12 protein-coding genes are annotated in these 17,478 nt (G+C 71.0%); 8 read left to right on the top strand and 4 right to left on the bottom strand.

What is annotated here, in order from left to right; translation table 11 throughout:
- Positions 1–2: 2 nt before the first annotated feature.
- Both ACLBWP_RS10645 and ACLBWP_RS10640 read right to left on the bottom strand, forming a co-directional pair.
- Entirely contained in the window at positions 3–1,433 is a 1,431-nt protein-coding gene (locus ACLBWP_RS10645) for an aspartate aminotransferase family protein (RefSeq protein ID WP_447655170.1), read from the bottom strand.
- On the bottom strand, positions 1,430–1,912 hold the full coding sequence (locus ACLBWP_RS10640; RefSeq protein WP_056120925.1) for an Lrp/AsnC family transcriptional regulator: 483 nt from the start codon (positions 1,910–1,912) through the stop codon (positions 1,430–1,432). Before ACLBWP_RS10640 ends, ACLBWP_RS10645 begins: the two co-directional genes overlap by 4 nt.
- 113 nt (positions 1,913–2,025) lie before the next feature.
- Here ACLBWP_RS10640 and ACLBWP_RS10635 point away from each other — a divergent pair, with 113 nt between their 5' ends.
- The 5 genes from ACLBWP_RS10635 to ACLBWP_RS10615 are packed head-to-tail and all read left to right on the top strand — an operon-like array spanning position 2,026 to position 7,685.
- Entirely contained in the window at positions 2,026–3,474 is a 1,449-nt protein-coding gene (locus ACLBWP_RS10635; protein WP_447655169.1) for a gamma-aminobutyraldehyde dehydrogenase, read from the top strand.
- A gap of 29 nt (positions 3,475–3,503) precedes the next feature.
- On the top strand, positions 3,504–4,694 hold the full coding sequence (locus tag ACLBWP_RS10630; RefSeq protein WP_447655168.1) for an ABC transporter ATP-binding protein: 1,191 nt from the start codon (positions 3,504–3,506) through the stop codon (positions 4,692–4,694).
- Positions 4,691–5,899 (top strand): polyamine ABC transporter substrate-binding protein, encoded by a 1,209-nt coding sequence (locus tag ACLBWP_RS10625; RefSeq protein WP_447655167.1) that lies wholly within the window; start codon positions 4,691–4,693, stop codon positions 5,897–5,899. Before ACLBWP_RS10630 ends, ACLBWP_RS10625 begins: the two co-directional genes overlap by 4 nt.
- On the top strand, positions 5,896–6,819 hold the full coding sequence (locus ACLBWP_RS10620) for an ABC transporter permease (RefSeq protein WP_447655166.1): 924 nt from the start codon (positions 5,896–5,898) through the stop codon (positions 6,817–6,819). The genes ACLBWP_RS10625 and ACLBWP_RS10620 overlap by 4 nt, the downstream gene beginning before the upstream one ends.
- On the top strand, positions 6,816–7,685 hold the full coding sequence (locus ACLBWP_RS10615) for an ABC transporter permease (RefSeq protein WP_447655164.1): 870 nt from the start codon (positions 6,816–6,818) through the stop codon (positions 7,683–7,685). Before ACLBWP_RS10620 ends, ACLBWP_RS10615 begins: the two co-directional genes overlap by 4 nt.
- 478 nt (positions 7,686–8,163) lie before the next feature.
- Here ACLBWP_RS10615 and ACLBWP_RS10610 read toward each other — a convergent pair whose 3' ends face one another.
- Complete coding sequence (locus tag ACLBWP_RS10610; protein WP_447655163.1) at positions 8,164–9,753, bottom strand: GMC family oxidoreductase; 1,590 nt, start codon at positions 9,751–9,753, stop codon at positions 8,164–8,166.
- Positions 9,750–11,096 (bottom strand): alpha/beta fold hydrolase, encoded by a 1,347-nt coding sequence (locus ACLBWP_RS10605; RefSeq protein WP_447655162.1) that lies wholly within the window; start codon positions 11,094–11,096, stop codon positions 9,750–9,752. The genes ACLBWP_RS10610 and ACLBWP_RS10605 overlap by 4 nt, the downstream gene beginning before the upstream one ends.
- A gap of 165 nt (positions 11,097–11,261) precedes the next feature.
- Between ACLBWP_RS10605 and ACLBWP_RS10600 the strand changes: the two genes are divergently transcribed.
- From ACLBWP_RS10600 to ACLBWP_RS10590, 3 genes are read left to right on the top strand one after another with little or no spacing between them, the layout of a single operon-like run.
- The gene (locus tag ACLBWP_RS10600) at positions 11,262–13,811 is read left to right on the top strand and encodes a glutamate--cysteine ligase (protein ID WP_447655161.1); all 2,550 of its coding nucleotides are present in this window, start codon (positions 11,262–11,264) and stop codon (positions 13,809–13,811) included.
- Complete coding sequence (locus tag ACLBWP_RS10595; protein WP_447655160.1) at positions 13,811–15,607, top strand: N-acetylglutaminylglutamine amidotransferase; 1,797 nt, start codon at positions 13,811–13,813, stop codon at positions 15,605–15,607. The genes ACLBWP_RS10600 and ACLBWP_RS10595 overlap by 1 nt, the downstream gene beginning before the upstream one ends.
- Positions 15,604–17,469 carry a S9 family peptidase gene (locus ACLBWP_RS10590; RefSeq protein WP_447655159.1) on the top strand — a complete coding sequence of 622 codons (1,866 nt, stop codon included), beginning with the start codon at positions 15,604–15,606 and terminating at the stop codon, positions 17,467–17,469. Before ACLBWP_RS10595 ends, ACLBWP_RS10590 begins: the two co-directional genes overlap by 4 nt.
- Positions 17,470–17,478 lie beyond the last annotated feature (9 nt).

Raw genomic sequence — 17,478 nt, 5'->3', positions numbered from 1 at the left:
GGTCAGATCTTCGACGCGGCCTCGGACAGCACGCTCCGCAGGATCGAGGTGATCTCGCGGAACTCGGGTTGCCCGATGGTGAGCGGCGGCGCGAGCTGCACGACGGGGTCGCCCCGGTCGTCCGCGCGGCAGTACAGTCCGGCGTCGAACAGCGCCTTCGACAGGAACCCGCGCAGCAGCCGCTCGGACTCGTCGGCGTCGAAGGTCGTCTTGGTGGCCTTGTCCTTGACGAGCTCGATGCCGTAGAAGTACCCCGCACCGCGCACGTCACCGACGATCGGCAGGTCGCGCAGCGTGTCGAGCTCCGCCTTGAACAGCGGGGCGTTCTGCTGCACGTTGGCCAGCAGACCCTCTTCCTCGAAGATGTCGAGGTTCTCCATGGCGACCGCGGCCGACACCGGGTGCCCGCCGAACGTGTACCCGTGGTAGAAGGTCGTGTCGCCCTTCGAGAACGGCTCGAACAGCTTGTCGCTGATGATGGTCGCGCCGATCGGGGAGTACCCCGAGGTCATCGCCTTGGCGCACGTGATCATGTCCGGCACGAACCCGTACGTGTCGCACGCGAACATCGTGCCGATCCGGCCGAACGCGCAGATGACCTCGTCGGAGACCAGCAGCACGTCGTACTCGTCGCAGATCTCGCGCACGCGCTGGAAGTACCCGGGCGGCGGGGTGAAGCAGCCGCCGGAGTTCTGCACCGGCTCGAGGAACACCGCGGCGACGGTGTCCGGGCCCTCGAACTCGATCATCTCGCGGATGCGTTCGGCCGCCCAGACGCCGAACTCCTCTTCCGACTGCCCTGCGAAGCCCATCTCGTCGGCGCGGTAGTAGTTCGTGTTCGGCACACGCAGGCCACCGGGGGTGAGCGGCTCGAACATCTGCTTCATCGCAGGGATGCCCGTGATCGCAAGGGCTCCCTGCGGGGTGCCGTGGTACGCCACCGCGCGGGAGACCACCTTGTGCTTCATCGGCTTGCCGCGGAGCTTCCAGTAGTGCTTGGCGAGCTTGAAGGCGGTCTCGACGGCCTCGCCGCCACCGGTCGAGAAGAACACCTTGTTCAGGTCACCGGGGGCGTGGTCGGCCAGCCGGTCCGCGAGCTCGATCGCGGCGGGGTGCGCGTACGACCAGATCGGGAAGAACGACAGCGTCTCGGCCTGCTTCGCCGCCATCTCGGCCAGACGCTTGCGGCCGTGACCGGCGGCGACGACGAACAGCCCGGACAGGCCGTCGATGTAGCCCTTGCCGTGGCTGTCGTACACGTGGTGGCCCTCGCCGCGCACCATGATCGGCACGTCGGCGCCGGCCTGGTTGGCACCGTGGCGCGCGAAGTGCATCCACAGGTGATCGCGGGACTTCTGCTGCAGGGCGGCGTCGTCGACGGGTGCGAACGGGTCGTACGAGCCCAGGCGGGTCGGTCGGTCGGTGATGGTCATCGCGTTCCCCAGTCGTAGAGCTGTTTGCGGAGTTGCAGGTAGACGAAGGTCTCGGTGCCGGTCACGCCCGGGATGGCCCGGATCGTGCCGTTGAGTAGTTCGATCAGGTCGTCGTCGTCCTCGCAGACGACCTCGACCATCAGGTCGAAGCTTCCGGCGGTCATCACGAGGTAGTCGACGGCCGCCAGCTGTTCGAGTGCGTCGGCGACCTTGCGGGTGTCACCGTTGACGCGGATGCCGATCATCGCCTGCCGGTGGAAGCCGAGCTGCATCGGGTCGGTGACCGCGACGATCTGCATGACGCCGGTCTCGGTCAGCTTCTGTACGCGCTGCCGGACCGCCGCCTCGCTGAGACCGACCGCCTTGCCGATCTCGCCGTACGGACGGCGGCCGTCGGCCTGGAGCTGTTCGATGATGCGCTTGGAGATGTCGTCGATCGGACCCGGACGTCGTGGTGCTGCCGCCATGCCGGACAGCATGACAGTGGGATCGGACACTGTGCAAGGGATTTCGTTGTGAACAACGTGTTTCGCGACGATTTCCGTTGTTACAAGTCTTCCGAACCGCCGTTTTCCGTGTCAGGATCACCGCCATGCCGGACACCACGAGCACCGTCACCCACCCTGTGCGGAACTTCGTCGGGGGCGCGTTCGTCGAGCCCCGTGGGAACGCCGTCATGGACCTGGTCGACCCGACCGACGAGCAGGTCTACGGCGTCTCCCCGGTGTCCACCGCTGCCGACGTGGACGATGCGTTCACGTCGGCGGCGGCCGCATCGGTGCAGTGGCGCCGGACGACCCCGGGCGAACGGCAGCTCGCGCTGTTCCGGATCGCCGACGCGATGGAAGACCGGGCCGAGGAGTTCGCCGACCTGGAGTCCCTGGACACCGGCAAGCCACGCGCCACCCTGGTGCAGGACGAGATCCTGCTGTCGGTCGACCAGCTCCGGTTCTTCGCCGGGGCCGCCCGCAATCTCGAGGGCCGGAGCGCCGGCGAGTACCTGGCCGACCACACGTCGTTCGTCCGCCGCGAACCGATCGGCGTCGTCGCGCAGGTCACCCCGTGGAACTACCCGCTCAACATGGCGGTGTGGAAGATCGCGCCGGCCATCGCCGCGGGCAACACCACCGTGCTGAAGCCGAGTGACACGACACCACTGTCGACGCTGCTGCTCGCCGAGGTCGCCGCCGAGTTCCTGCCGCCGGGCGTGCTCAACGTCGTGGTGGGGGACCGCAGCACCGGCGCCGCGATGATCGACCACCCGACGCCACAGCTCGTGTCGATCACCGGGTCCGTCCGCGCGGGCATGGAGGTCGCACGGGCAGCCGCCAACGACCTCAAGCGCACCCACCTGGAACTCGGCGGCAAGGCCCCCGTGATCGTGTTCGACGACGCCGACATCGCGGCCGCGGTCGCTGGCATCGTCGCCGCCGGGTTCTTCAACGCCGGTCAGGACTGCACCGCGGCGACTCGGCTGCTCGTGCAGGAGGGCATCCACGACGAGTTCGTCGCCGCCCTGGTCGCCGAGGCCCGGGTGAACGCGCAGTGCGGCCCGGACGTCGACGCTCCGTTCTTCGGTCCGGTCAACAACGCCGGACAGCTGGCGCAGGTGCGCTCGTTCCTCGAGACGCTCCCCGACCACGCCACGATCGAGCTCGGCGGGCACCGGATCGGCGACCGCGGCTTCCACCACCAGGCGACGATCGTGTCCGGCCTGCACCAGGACGACCGGATCGTGCAGCAGGAGGTGTTCGGGCCGGTGCAGACCGTGCAGCGCTTCCACACCGAGGACGACGCCCTGCGTGCAGCGAACGGTGTGGCGTACGGCCTGGCGAGCTCCGTCTGGACGACCGACCACGCCCGGGCGATGCGCTTCGCCCGCGACCTGGACTTCGGCTGCGTCTGGATCAACACGCACATCCCGATCGTCGCCGAGATGCCACACGGGGGCTTCGGCCACTCCGGCTACGGCAAGGACCTGTCCCAGTACGGGTTCGACGACTACACCCGCATCAAGCACGTCATGTCCCACATCGGCTGAGCCCGATCCCACCTGCAGCAGGAGGCACCATGGCAGTGACCGGCACGTTCGCCGAATCGGGAGCCGATCTCCGGCTCGAGCAGATCACCAAGTCGTTCCCCGGGCACACCGCGGTCGACACCCTCGACCTGACGGTCCCGGCGGGGTCGTTCTTCGCCCTGCTCGGTCCGTCCGGCTGCGGCAAGACCACCACGCTCCGACTGGTCGCCGGGCTCGAGGAACCGACGAGCGGCAGCATCCTGCTGGGCGGCAAGGACGTCACCGAGACCAAGCCCTACCAGCGGCCGGTCAACACGGTGTTCCAGAACTACGCGCTGTTCCCGCACATGAGCGTGCTCGACAACGTCGCGTTCGGCCTGAAGCGTCGGCGCATCCCGGACCCGATGACCAAGGCGAAGGAAGCGCTGCGGCTGGTCGAGCTCGAGGCATCCGCGTCGAAGCGGCCCGCGCAGCTGTCCGGCGGCATGCAGCAGCGCGTCGCCCTGGCCCGCGCGATCGTCAACCGACCGGCACTGCTGCTGCTCGACGAACCGCTCGGCGCCCTCGACCTGAAGCTCCGGCACCAGATGCAGCTCGAGCTCAAGACCATCCAGGCCGAGGTCGGACTGACGTTCCTGCACGTCACCCACGACCAGGAAGAGGCGATGACGATGGCCGACACGGTCGCCGTCATGAACGGTGGTCGGATCGAGCAGATGGGCAGCCCCGAGGACCTCTACGAACTCCCGCGTACCGCGTTCGTCGCGAACTTCCTGGGGCAGTCGAACCTGCTCGAGGGTGACGTGCAGGGCACCGACGGCCCGCTGCTGGTCGTGCGCACCGCGGCCGGCACGTTGGCGGTGCCGACCGACCGTGCGGTCGCGACCACGGGCCGCGTGGTCGTCGGGGTCCGCCCCGAGAAGCTCAAGATCCGCACCGCCGAACCCGCGCGCGAACCCGGCCGCAACATCCTCGGCCCCGGACGCGTCGTCGACGTCTCGTTCTCCGGCGTCAGCACGCAGTACCTGGTCGACGTCCCCGGCGCCGGCCGGGTGTCGGTGTTCGCCCAGAACTCGAAGGGCGGCCCGCGGGTCGCCACCGGCACCGAGGTCTGGCTCACCTGGGGTGTCGACCACGGCTTCGGCCTGGAGGCCCCGCACACGTCCGACGCGACCGTCACCACCCAGCCCTCACCGGGCCTCCAGACCGGCCAGCCCGCCACCGCAGGTGCGGTCGCATGAGCGCCGGACCCGACCTGCTGCGCGGACTGACGTCCGCCCGCGTCAGTCGCCGGGGACTGCTGGCCGGTGGCGGTGCCGCGGCGCTCGCCGCCCTGCTGACCGGGTGCAGCATCAAGGGGTCGGCAGGGTCGCAGGGCGACCCCGTCGACTGGACGGCCTTCTGGCGCAACGCGAAGCAGACCAAGGACCTGAACTTCGCGAACTGGCCGCTGTACATCGACTCCGACCACGGCAAGTCCGAGTCCCTGCGGCTGTTCGAGCAGGAGACGGGCATCGCCGTCGACTACCAGGCGGTGATCCAGGACAACGCGACGTTCTACGCCACCGTCTCCCCGATCCTGCGGGCCCAGGGATCGACGGGCTACGACCTGGTCGTCATGACGAACGGGTACGAGCTCACCGAGATGATCAAGAACGGCTTCGTGTGCCAGCTCGACCGGTCGCGCATGCCGAACTTCGCCAAGTACGCGTCGGACGCGGTGAAGGACCCGAACTACGACCCGGGCAACAAGCACTCCGTCGTGTGGCAGACCGGGTTCACGGGCCTGGCGTACAACCCGAAGTACACCGGGCGCAAGATCACCTCGTTCCAGGACCTGCTCGATCCGGCGTTCCGCGGGCGCATCGGGCTGATGAGCGACAACACCGAGCTCGGGTCGCTGGCGCTGCTGGCGCTCGGCATCGCGCCGGAGACCTCGACGCCGGCGGACTGGCGGAAGGCCCAGGACTGGCTGCGCAAGCTCCGGCCGAGCGTCGCCGGGTTCTACGACCAGAGCTACATCAACCGGTTGGAGAACGGCGACACGTGGATCACCCAGGCGTGGTCGGGTGACGTGTTCCAGGCGCAGCAGTCCGGGTTCCCGCACCTGGAGTTCATCACGCCGGACGAGGGCCAGATGACCTGGCACGACAACATGCTGATCCCCAAGCAGGCCGCCAACCCGCTGTCGGCGCTGACCTGGATGGACTACTACTACACGCCCCGGATCGCCGGCATCGTCGAGGACTACGTCAACTACGTGTGCCCGGTGCCCGCAGCCGAGGACTACGTGCGCGCCGAACTCAAGGACGCCACCGTGGCCGACAGTCCGCTGGTGTTCCCGGATGCGTCGGTGCTGGAGAAGTCGCACGAGTTCCGTGTGTTCGCCAACTACGACGAGTACTCGGAGTGGAACGGCATCTTCAACGCGGTGGTGCAGTCGTGAGCGCCGTCGGGGTGGCCCCGGGGCTCGGGCCCGCCGGCACCGCGCCGGTGCGCCGCGGGCGTCGTCGCAGCACGCCGTTCCTGCTCGCACTGGTGGGGACCGCGTACCTCTGCGTGTTCTTCGTGATCCCGCTGGTGTCCGGGCTGATCGTCTCGCTGATGTCGGGCAACCCGGACGACGGCTACACGTTCACGTGGAACTTCGGCATCTACTCGTCGCTGTTCGTCGACCCGCAGGTGCCGTACCTGACGTTCCTGCTGCGGTCGCTCTGGTACGGCCTGGCGGCCACGGTCGTGACGATCATCGTCGGGTACCCGGTGGCGTACTTCGTCGCGTTCCGGGTGTCGCCGCGGTGGAAGAACCCGCTGCTCATGCTCGTGTTCATCAGCTTCCTGGTGTCGTTCGTCATCCGCACCGACATGTGGGCGTTCGTGCTGGCGTCGCAGGGGCCCGTCGTCACCGTGCTGCAGGGCCTCGGACTGGCGGGCAAGGACTTCCACATCCTGGGCACCGGCGGGGCGGTCATCTTCGGGGACGCCTACAACGACCTGGCGTTCATGGTGCTGCCGATCTACGCCGCGCTCGAACGCATCGACCCACGACTGGGTGAAGCGGCGAACGACCTGTACGCCGGCAAGGCCCGCGCGTTCTGGCACACGACGCTGCCGCTGTCCCGCCCGGGCATCTTCGCCGGGGTGCTCCTGGTGTTCATCGACTGCGTGGGCGACCCCGTCAACTCGGCGCTGCTGGGCGGGACGAACACGTACACGATCGGGCAGGCGATCCAGGACGCCTACTCCGGCAACCAGCAGTACAACGTCGCGGCGGCACTGTCGACCGTGCTGATGGTCGTGCTCGGCATCATCCTGTTCATCTACGCCCGCGTCTCCGGCACCGACGACCTCGAGGACCTCGTATGACCGCCGTCGCACCGCCCCGTTCGTCCGCAGGACCGGCATCGCCGGTCGCCGCGCCGGTCCTGCACCGCAACGGCGTGAACCGCCGCGGGCCGTGGCTGGCGATCGTGTACTGGGTCGTCATCGCGATCACCCTGGTGCCGATCGTCTACATGGTCGTGTACTCGTTCAACGACGCCCCCACGAACCGGCTGTCGTTCGCCTGGAACGGGTTCACGACGTACTGGTACGCCAACCTGGTGAACGTGTCCGGGCTCGGGCAGGCCTTCGTCACCTCGGTCGTCGTCGCGTTCTTGGCCGCGATCGTGTCCGTCGCCATCGGGTTGCCGCTCGCCCTGGCGCTCGAGCGGTACCGGTTCCCGGGGCGCGGCGTGGTGAACTCGGTCGTGTTCGCCGACATCGCCGCACCGTCGATCGTCGTCGGGTCCGCGTCCCTGTCGTTCTTCCTGTCGATCGGGCTCGGCACCGGGTTCCTGACGGTGCTGCTGACGCACGTCGCGTTCGACGTGGCGTACGTGGTCGTCGTGCTGCGGGCGCGGATCGCCGGGACCTCGCGCGCGCTCGAAGAGGCGGCCGGCGACCTCGGTGCGACACCGTTCCAGGCGTTCCGGCTCGTGACGCTGCCGTTGCTCGCGCCGGGCATGCTGGCCGCGGGGCTGCTCGCGCTGGCGATGTCGATCGACGACTACGTGATCACGTCGTTCGTCGCCGGTCCCGCGGTGACGTTCCCGCTGTTCGTGTACGGCGCCGCCAAGGCCGGGATGCCGCCGCAGGTGCTGTGCTTCGGGACGCTGGTGTTCGCGGTGGGGCTGCTCGTCGCGCTGCTGAACGGGGCGCTCAACCGGCGGTTGGCGCGGACGCGCGGGTGAGGCCCGGAGGGTCCCGCGCCGGCGGTCACCGACGCGGGACGCCTTGTCTCAGCCCTTCCGGACCAGGTCGAGCAGGAGTCGGGCGAGGTTCACGAGCAAGCTCGCGACCCCCAACCAGACCACCTGACGCCTGGGCTTGGGATCGGTGTCGTCAGACATCGAGACCACCTCGCAGGTGTCAGCGCCGGCGGACACGAGGAGCTGACCGGGACGGGCGTGCACCCGGACCGGGGTCCGGCTACATTGGACCCGAGCGTTCAGACTCGGGAACGGTTTACGTCCGTCCCGGCTTTCCACTCGGAGAGCAACCGAAGCCCATCACCGTTGCTGCGGTGGTGGGCTTCACGCTTGCCCCAGGGGCACCACCCGGCGGTGTCGCACCCCACGGGGCCAGCCTGTGTGATGTATCACCGCGACGGCGGATGACGGGAGGCGCGATGCCAGCGGGCACCGCGCCTCCCGTCAGCGATGCATCGCGTCAGGCGGCGGTGTGCACCGCCTGCGCGCGGTCCGCAGGTGCGTCGTCGGCCAGCAGCCGCTCGGCGGTCCGGAGCGACAGCGCCATGATGGTGAGCGCCGGGTTGGCGATGAGCGAGCTCGGGAAGACCGAGTTGTCGACGATCCACATGTTCGGGACGTCCCACGACCGGCCCGCGGCATCGACCACCGAGCGTTCGGGGTCGGTGCCCATGCGCGCCGTGCCGACGGTGTGCGCGGTGCGGTCGAGCACGCGGACGTCGGTGCCGCCCGCTGCCTCGACGATCGCGGTCATCGTGGCGATCGCGTGCTCGGCGATCGCGGCCTCGTTGTCGCCGGGGCTGAACGTGACGCGAGCGACGGGCATGCCGTTCGCATCGACCTCGTCGGTCAGCACCAGTCGGTTGTCGTCGTACGGCAGGCACTCGGCGTTGATGCCGACGCCGGCCATGCGGGGGTAGTCCCGCACGGCCTTGACCAGTGCGGCGCCGCGGAGCTCACCACCCCGGACGAGCGAGGTCGCCAGCGTGAGGGGCTGCGCGCCGAGGCTCTGGATCAGGTAGCCGCCGGCGAAGTCCACGCCCTCGGGCCGGATGAAGTCCTCGGTGATGATCGACGACGGGTACCCGCGGTACGAGCGCATCGACTCGTCGAACGTCGCCCAGACCTGGGTGGCACCGTGGGCCGTGAAGTTCCGCCCGACCTGGCCGCTGCTGTTGGCCAGGCCGGTGTGCAGCAGGAGTCGCGGGGTCTCGATCCCGCCGGCGGCCAGCACGAGGGCTCGGCAGCGCTGGCGGTGGTCGCGGCCGCCCTGTCGGTACACGACGGCCTCGACACGACCGGCGGCGTCGAGCTCGATGCCGTGCGCGAACGCCTCGGCCCGGATCTCGGCTCCGAAGGCGACGGCGGCGGGCAGGTAGGTCGTGTCCATCGACACCTTGGCGCCGTTCCGGCAGCCCTGGTGGCAGGAGCCGCACGCGACACAGGCCTGGCGCAGGCCGTGGTGCTCCTGCATGCGGTCCTCGGTGGTCAGGCCGACCGGGGCGTCCGTCGCGGTGATGCCGAGGGCAGCGGTGCCGCGCATCATCATGTCCGACGAGGCGTTCCGGGCGGGCGGACCCATCCGGTAGCGGCGCGCGGGGTCCCACGGGTAGTGCGCGGGCCCGGCGACACCCACGTCGTGCTCGGCCTGCTCGATCCAGCGCACGAGTTCGTCGTGGTCGATCGGCCAGTCCTCGCCCTGTCCGGAGTCGGTCCGCAGTCGGATGTCGTGCGCGTTCGGCCGGGGCGTGAACGCACCCCAGTGCAGGGTCGACCCGCCGACGCCGGTGCCGCTGTTGTTCGGGCCGAAGGCGGTCGGAGCGCTGCCGCCGCTGATCCGCTCGTCCATCCAGTTGATGTCGCCGGGGGCCTCGACCTCGTCGGGGGTGTGGTCGCCCGGCTCGGTGTTCGGGCCGGCCTCGAGTGCCACGACCCGCAGGCCATGTCGGGCCAGGGTCGCCAGCAGCGGCGCACCACCCGCTCCGGTGCCGACGACGACCACGTCGACGATCTCGTCCTGGTCGTAGCGGCGCTGGTCGTTCAGCTTCATCGTGTGGCTCCCGCCGGTTCCCATGCTTCGCGCTGGCCCGCTCCGAGGAGCAGGAAGCCCTGCTTGCGGACGCCGTCGCCACCGTTGGCGAAGCCGTCGTAGTCGATCTCGGCCATCGTGGCGGGGTGTGCGACCCACTGCTTGACCAGGTCGACGCTGGCGTCCTCGGCCCAGGCCTGCAGCTGCGCCGCGTCGAGGGACCCGGCGGCGGGTTCGTGCTCGCCCCGGGTGACGGCATCGAGCACGGCCGTCAGGTGGTCGTCGCCCCGGTCGGCATCGGGTGCGAGGGCGTCGAGTCCCGCGCGGTACGCCTCGACGTCGACGGGCAGCCCGTCGGGACGCCACCCGTCACCGGCGCCCGCGGCGAGCTGGGCGTCGACGCGCAGGGCGAGGTCGACCTGCAGGCCGTCCTGCGGCACCACGACCCGGGCGACCGCACGCAGGGTCGTCAGCTGCTGTGCGGAGAGCACCCGGGGCTCGGCGCCGGGGTCGTCCGCCAGCGCACGGACGGCCAGGATCCCGCGGGTCCGGGCGCTGACACGGGGCGACGCGATCACGCGCACGGTCGTGGGCGGCACGACCGGGCTCGGTGCGACCCGGCGCTCCCAGAAGGCACGGATGCGCTCGGCGACCTGGTCCGGGCGCTCCCACGGCAGCAGGTGCGCGGCGCCCGGCACGACGTCGAACTCGCCGTTCGGCCAGTGCGGCAGGTTCAGGGTGCGCTGCGCCTCGGGTCCGAGGTCACCGTCCGACGCGCCGGCCAGCACCAGTGCGGGCACGGGGTTCGGCGGGAACTCGGCCGACCAGTCCTCGCGGCTGCCACGGACGAGCCAGTCGGTCCAGGCCCGCGGGTCGGCGCGCTGCACATCGTGCACGGCCATCGCGGACGGCTCCGGCGGCAGGGGGCCGTCGGTGTTCGCGGTGACGAACGTGTCGGCTTCATCGGCCCCGATCTCACCGTCCGCCGCCCAGTCGAGCATCGTCTGGCGGCGTTCGTCGTCCATCGGCTCGGGCGACAGCGGCGACGCGGCGAGCAGCACGACGGCGCGCAGCCCGAACAGCCCGTTCGAGCCGTCGATCGTCCGCGACGCGACGACCGAGGCGACCTTCCCGCCCATCGAGTGGCCGATCAGCACCCACTCGGTCGCGCCACTGCGGCCGACGGCACGCTCGACGCGTTCGACCATCTCCTCGACGCTGGTGCCCGTCGCGGCGGACGAACGACCGAACCCCGGCAGGTCGATCCCGATCAGGTCGAGGGTCCCCGCCAGGCGGGTCCGCATCGTGGCGAACTCCTCGGAGCTGGACCCGAGGGCGTGCAAGCAGAACGCGGTCGCCGTCATCCCTCATTCCTACGGTGCCGCGCGCGCTCGCTCCCAGCGCGCCTGTACCCCGCGACCACCTACAGCGACGGACTCCGGGGGCCACGCACCAGCAGATTGTTACGGGCGCGAGACGATCTCGTCCGACGCGGGCGCACCCGGGCGTCCCTTCGGTAGGTTCCAGACATGAGTGCAGAGCTGACGCTCGGCGCCGAGGAAGAGCTGCACCTCATCGACCTCGAGTCCGGCCGACTTTCCGCGAAGGCCCCGCGCCTTCTGCCCAAGCTGCCCGCCGACCGCTTCGGCGCCGAACTGCAGCGGACCACCATCGAGACGAACACCCCGGTGGTGACGAGCCTGGACGACCTGCGCCGGGTGATCGTCGACCTGCGGCGTGAGCTCGCGGCAGCGATCGCGCCGTCGGGCGTCACGATCGCGGCCGCCGGCACCGCGCCACGGTCCGAGTACGCCGACTTCGAGCTCACGAGCGGTGGGCGCTTCGGTCGGATGCAGGAGCAGTACCGGATGCTCGTCGACGAACAGCTCATCTGCGGGCTGCAGGTGCACGTCGGGGTGAGTGACCGCGACCTGGCGGTGCAGATCGCCCAGCGCGTGGCACCGACGCTGCCGGCACTGCTCGCGTTGAGCGCGTCGAGTCCGTTCTGGAACGGGCAGGACACCGGGTACGCGTCGTTCCGGAGCATCATCTGGCAGCGCTGGCCGTCCGCCGGCAGCTTCGGTCGGGTCGACAACGCGGCCGAGTACGACAAGGTGCTCGACGACCTGATCGCGTCCGGGGTCATCGCCGACAAGAAGATGGCGTACTTCGACGTGCGACCGTCCTCGCACGCTCCGACGCTCGAGCTGCGGGTCTGCGATGCCACGCCCGTGGTCGACGACGCCGTGCTGATCGCCGGACTGTTCCGCGCCGCCGTCCGTCGGGCCGAGGTGGCCGTCGAGTCCGGCGCCGAGTGGCACCCACGCAGCGAGCCACTGCACCGTGCGGCGATGTGGCAGGCCGCCCGCAGTGGCCTGAGCGGCGACCTGCTCGGACTCGGGCAGCACCCGGAGCGGCTGCCGGCCGAGGTCGCCGTACGGCAGCTCGTGTCACGGCTGCGGCCGCAGCTCGAAGAACTCGGCGACTGGGGCACCGTGACGGCCCTGCTCGAGGACACCCTGGCCCGGGGCAACTCCACCGACCGGCAGCGCACGGCGTACGCCGAACGCGGCGAGCTCGACGACGTCGTGGCGCAGGTGGTCGAGGACACCGCGGGCACCCCGTCCGGCCGCGACGAGCACCACGTCGCCGCGATCCCGTCGTACCGGGTGCGTGCGGGCGACGAGGCCGTCGGGCCCGGGGCACGCCCCCGACCGGCGTTCCGCGACCTGGCGGCGTACTTCGGCCGGTGGGACGTCGACACCACGATCGAGCACTGCGCCGCACGCGACGTCTGGGCCCGCGAGCACGAGGTCGGGTTCGTGGTGGACGGCGGCGTCCAGGCGTTCGGCTGCGACCTGGTGCCGCGCACCGTCAGCGCTTACGAGTGGGCGCAGCTCGAGGCCGGACTGGTGCAGCGGGCTCGTGCGATCGAGCTGTTCCTGCGCGACGCCTACGGGCCGCGGCGCATCGTGACCGACGGCGCCATGGACGACGACGACTTCGTCGGGGCGAACGGCTGGGACCCCGACGCCGCGCGGCTCCCCGCCACCGCCGTTCGGGCGCCCGTGATCGGCTTCGACCTGGTCCGCAACGAGTTCGGCGGCTGGCGGGTGCTCGAGGACAACGTGCGGTCGCCGTCCGGCGTCGCCTACGGGCTGGCGCTGCGCGAGCTGATGGACGCCGTGGTGCCCGAAGCCCCACGGCCACCCCGTCTGCGCGACCCGGCCACGGTGCCGGAGCGGCTCCGCACGACGCTCCGGACGAACGCGACGGCGGTGACCGGAGCCTCCGACCCGGTGCTGGCGCTGTTGACCGACGGTCCCGGCGCGGGTGCCTGGTACGAGCACCGGCGGCTGGCGGACGGTGCCGGCATGCACCTGGTGACCGAGTCGGACCTCGACGTCGTCGACGGCCACGTGGTGCACGCGCCGAGCGGTCAGGTCCTCGACGCGCTCTACCTGCGGATCGACCGTGACGTCCGCGCCCTGACGAACGACCGCCTGCCGGACCTGGGCCCCCGGGTCCTCGACGTCGCCCAGGCTGGCGGCGTGTACCTGGCGAACGCCCCCGGCAACGCCCTGTTGGACGACAAGGCGATGTACGTCAACGTCCCCGACCTGATCTGGTACTACCTCGAGCAGAAGCCGCTGCTCGAGTCCGTTCCCACCTACCGTCCCGAGCTCGAGGGCGAGCGGCTGTCGGTGCTCGACCGCGTCGGCGAACTCGTGACCAAGCCCGTCGACGGCGAGGGCGGGCGTGACGTCCTGATCGGCCCGAGCGCCAGCGCTCCCGAGGTCGCCGAACGCCGCCGACGGATCGCCGCGGACCCGTCGGCATGGGTCGGACAGGAAGTGGTGCAGCTGTCGTCGCACCCGACCATCGGGCCGGCCGGACTCGATCCGCGGCACGTCGACCTGCGCGCGTTCGTCTACGTCACGGGGACCGGGCCGGACGACGTCCACCTGGCCGACGTCGCGCTGACACGGGTCGCGCCCGAGGGCAGCATGGTCGTCAACTCCTCGCGCGGCGGCGGCGCCAAGGACACCTGGATCGTCGGACCCGAAGGAGAACGCTGATGTGCGGACTGGCCGGCGAGATCCGCTTCGACGGCACCACCCCGGACGTCGCGGCCGTGGCCCGGATGACCGGGTGCCTGACGCACCGCGGGCCGGACGGCGACGGACTGTGGGCGCGCGGCCCGGTCGCCCTGGGGCACCGGCGGTTGTCGATCGTGGACCTGTCGACCGCCGGCGCACAACCGATGGTGGTGTCACGGCTCGGGTTGACGATCGCCTACAACGGCATGGTCTACAACTACCGGCAGCTGCGCGACGAGCTGCACGGCAAGGGCCACACGTTCGACTCCACCTCGGACACCGAGGTGATCGTCGCGGCGTACGCCGAGTGGGGCACGGCGTTCGTCGACCACCTGGTGGGGATGTTCGCGATCGCGATCTGGGAGCACGCGAGCGGCCGCCTGGTGCTGGCGCGCGACCGCCTCGGCATCAAGCCGCTCTACGTCGCGGCGGTGCCCGGGGGCCTGCGCTTCGCGAGCTCCCTGCCCGCGATCCTGGCGGGGAACGGCGACCGCGGGTCCGTCGACACGTCCATCGACCCCGTCGCCTTCGCGTCGTACATGTCCTTCCACTCGATCGTCCCGGCACCCCGAACGATCCTGTCCGGCGTCGGCAAGCTCCCACCCGCGACCGTCCGCGTGGTCGAGCCCGACGGCTCCACGCACGACACCGTGTACTGGGAACCGCGGTTCGAGCGCGACCCGGCCCGAGCGGACTGGACCGACCAGGACTGGCAGCAGGCGTTCATCGGTTCGCTGCGCACCGCGGTCGAGCGCCGCATGGTCGCCGACGTCCCCGTCGGGGTGCTGCTGTCCGGCGGCATCGACTCGTCGCTCGTCGTGGCGCTGCTCGCCGAAGCCGGTCAGCAGGACCTCGCGACGTTCAGCATCGGCTTCGAGGCGGCCGGCGGCGAGTCCGGCGACGAGTTCGCGTACTCCGACCTGGTCGCGCGGCAGTTCGGCACGGACCACCACCGCATCCACATCCCGTCGTCGCGGCTGCTCGACGGCATCGACGGTGCCGTCGCCGCGATGAGTGAACCGATGGTCAGCCACGACTGCGTCGCCTTCTACCTGCTGTCGCAAGAGGTCTCGCAGCACGTCAAGGTGGTGCAGTCCGGACAGGGCGCCGACGAGGTCCTGGCCGGGTACAGCTGGTACCCGCCGCTGGCCGACGTGCCCCGCGACCAGGCGGCCGAGGCGTACCGGTCGGTGTTCATGGACCGCCGGTGGCCGGCGCTGCAGGGACTGCTGGGTCCGCGGTGGCGGAGCGACGACGACACCCCGTCGGCGTTCGTCGACGCGGAGTTCGCCCGCCCCGGTGCCGAGACGAGCGTGGACGCCGCACTCCGCAGCGACACGACGATCATGCTCGTCGACGACCCGGTCAAGCGCGTCGACACGATGACGATGGCGTGGGGGCTCGAGGCGCGCGTGCCGTTCCTCGACCACGAGTTCGTCGAGCTCGCCGGCGCGATCCCGCCCGAGCTCAAGCTGGCCGACGGCGGCAAGGGCGTCATGAAGCGGGCATCGCGCGGGATCGTCCCCGACGCGATCGTCGACCGGTCCAAGGGGTCGTTCCCGGTGCCCGCGATCCGACAGCTCGAGGGGCCGTACCTGGAGCGCGTGCGCCAGGCGCTGCACGCGCCCGAGGCCCGCGAGCGCGGCCTGTTCGATCCCGGTACGGTCGAACGGATGCTCGCCGACCCGAACGCCACCCGGACCGAGATCGGCGCGAACGCCCTGTGGCAGCTCGGGCTGATCGAGATGTGGCTGCAGCGACAGGGCGTCCGGTGACGCACCTGGGCGACGCGCTCACCGCAGCATGGGGGTCGTGGGGACCGACGATGACCCGGAACGCCCGGCGCGTCGCGTTCGTCAGCGACCGGCACGGGGTCCCCGAGGTGTTCGTGCAGGACGTCGTCGTCGACGGCACGCCGTCCGAGCCGGTGCGCATCCGCCTGTCCGAGGACCCGGTCATCCGCGTCTCGTGGTCGTCCGACGGTGAGTGGCTCGCGGTGGCCATCGCGACCGACGGCGGTGTGAAGCAGCAGGTCTGGGTGGTCCGCCCCGACGGCACCGACGCCGCACAGATCGCGGGCTCCCGGTACCAGCACGCCGAACTCGGGCCGTGGAGCCGCAGCGGACACCGTGTCGTGATCACGCTGCCGTCCACCGAGCCCGAGCAGCCCACCCGCGCGTACCTGGTCGACCCGGTGTCCGGCGACCGCGACGACCTGGCGGTGGGCGAGCTGATCCACGTGCTCGACCTGTCGGTGGAGGAACGCCTGGTCGTGATCGGCGACGGGCAGCGCGGGCAGGAGTTCGTCGTCGCGGTCGACCGGCTGACGGACGAGAGCCACCCGCTGCTGACCGACCCGGCATCCGGTTCGGCCGAGATCGCCTTCCTGCGGCCGTCGCCCGCCAGCGAGACCAGCCCCCTCGTCGCCTACGTCGCGACCGAGGCCGGGGCACCTCGCCGCCAGCTCGTCGCGCAGCCCGTCGGCCCGCACGGCTGGCGCGGGCATCCCCGACCGATCGCCGCGCGTGACGACGCCGAGCTGGAGTTCCTGGACGCCGACGACGCGGGCCGCACGCTGCTGCTCGGCTGGAACGTCGCCGGGCGCAGCGAGCTCGAGCTGATCAACACGCACGACGCCTCGCGCACACCCGTGCCGGACCTGCCCGGAGCCGTCGTCACCGACCCGGTGCTCAGCCGCGACGGCCGGAGTGTGATCCTGGCGGTCGAGGGCCCGACCCGCCCGCGCGAACTCTGGCGCCTGGACACGAACGCCCTGACGTGGACCCGCGTCGCCGACGTGCCGACCCTGCCCGACGTCGCGCTCGTCGAACCCAGCCTCGAACGCCTCACCGCCCGTGACGGCCTCGAGCTGACCGGCTGGCTGTACCCGGCGGTCGACGGCACCACCCCGTCGACGCAGGCCGAGCCTGCCACCGACACCGGGCCTCCCGTCCGTCGCGCAGCGATGGTGCACCTGCACGGCGGCCCGGAGTCGCAGGAGCGGCCGACCTTCTCGCCGCAGCACCAGGCGCTCGCCGCGGCGGGCATCACCGTGTTCGCCCCGAACATCCGCGGATCGTCCGGGTCGGGCACCGCGTTCGTGCACGCGGACGATCTGGCCCTGCGGTGGAACGCGCTGGCCGACGTCGTCGACTGCGCACGCTGGCTCGTGTCGAACGGGCACGCCGACCGGTCGCGCGTGGCGGTGGAGGGCCGCAGTTACGGCGGGTACGCCACCACCGCGTCGCTCGCGTTCACGCCCGACGTCTTCGCAGCGGGCGTGGCGGTGTGCGGGATGAGCGACTTCGCGACCTTCTACCGCGACACCGAGCCGTGGATCGCAGCAGCCGCGGCGACCAAGTACGGCCATCCGGTGGACGACGCGGCGCTGCTGGCGTCGCTGTCGCCGATGCGGGCGGTCGACGACATCACGGCGCCGATGCTGGTCGTGCACGGCGAGCTCGACACGAACGTGCCCGTCGGCGAGGCCGAGCAGCTCGTCACGGCGCTCCGCGACCGTGCGCACGACGTCGAGTACGTCGAGCTGGCGGGGGAGGGCCACGAGTACCGACGGGCGTCCTCGCGTGCGCTGCTGGTGCGCAGCATGGTGGACTTCCTGTCGGCGCGTCTGGCGTGACTCCGGCCG

It is taken from the genome of Microbacterium sp. M1A1_1b, assembly GCF_053345565.1.
The sequence above is the reverse complement of the archived record's forward strand: the minus strand, read 5'-3'. Positions and strand labels throughout refer to the sequence as shown.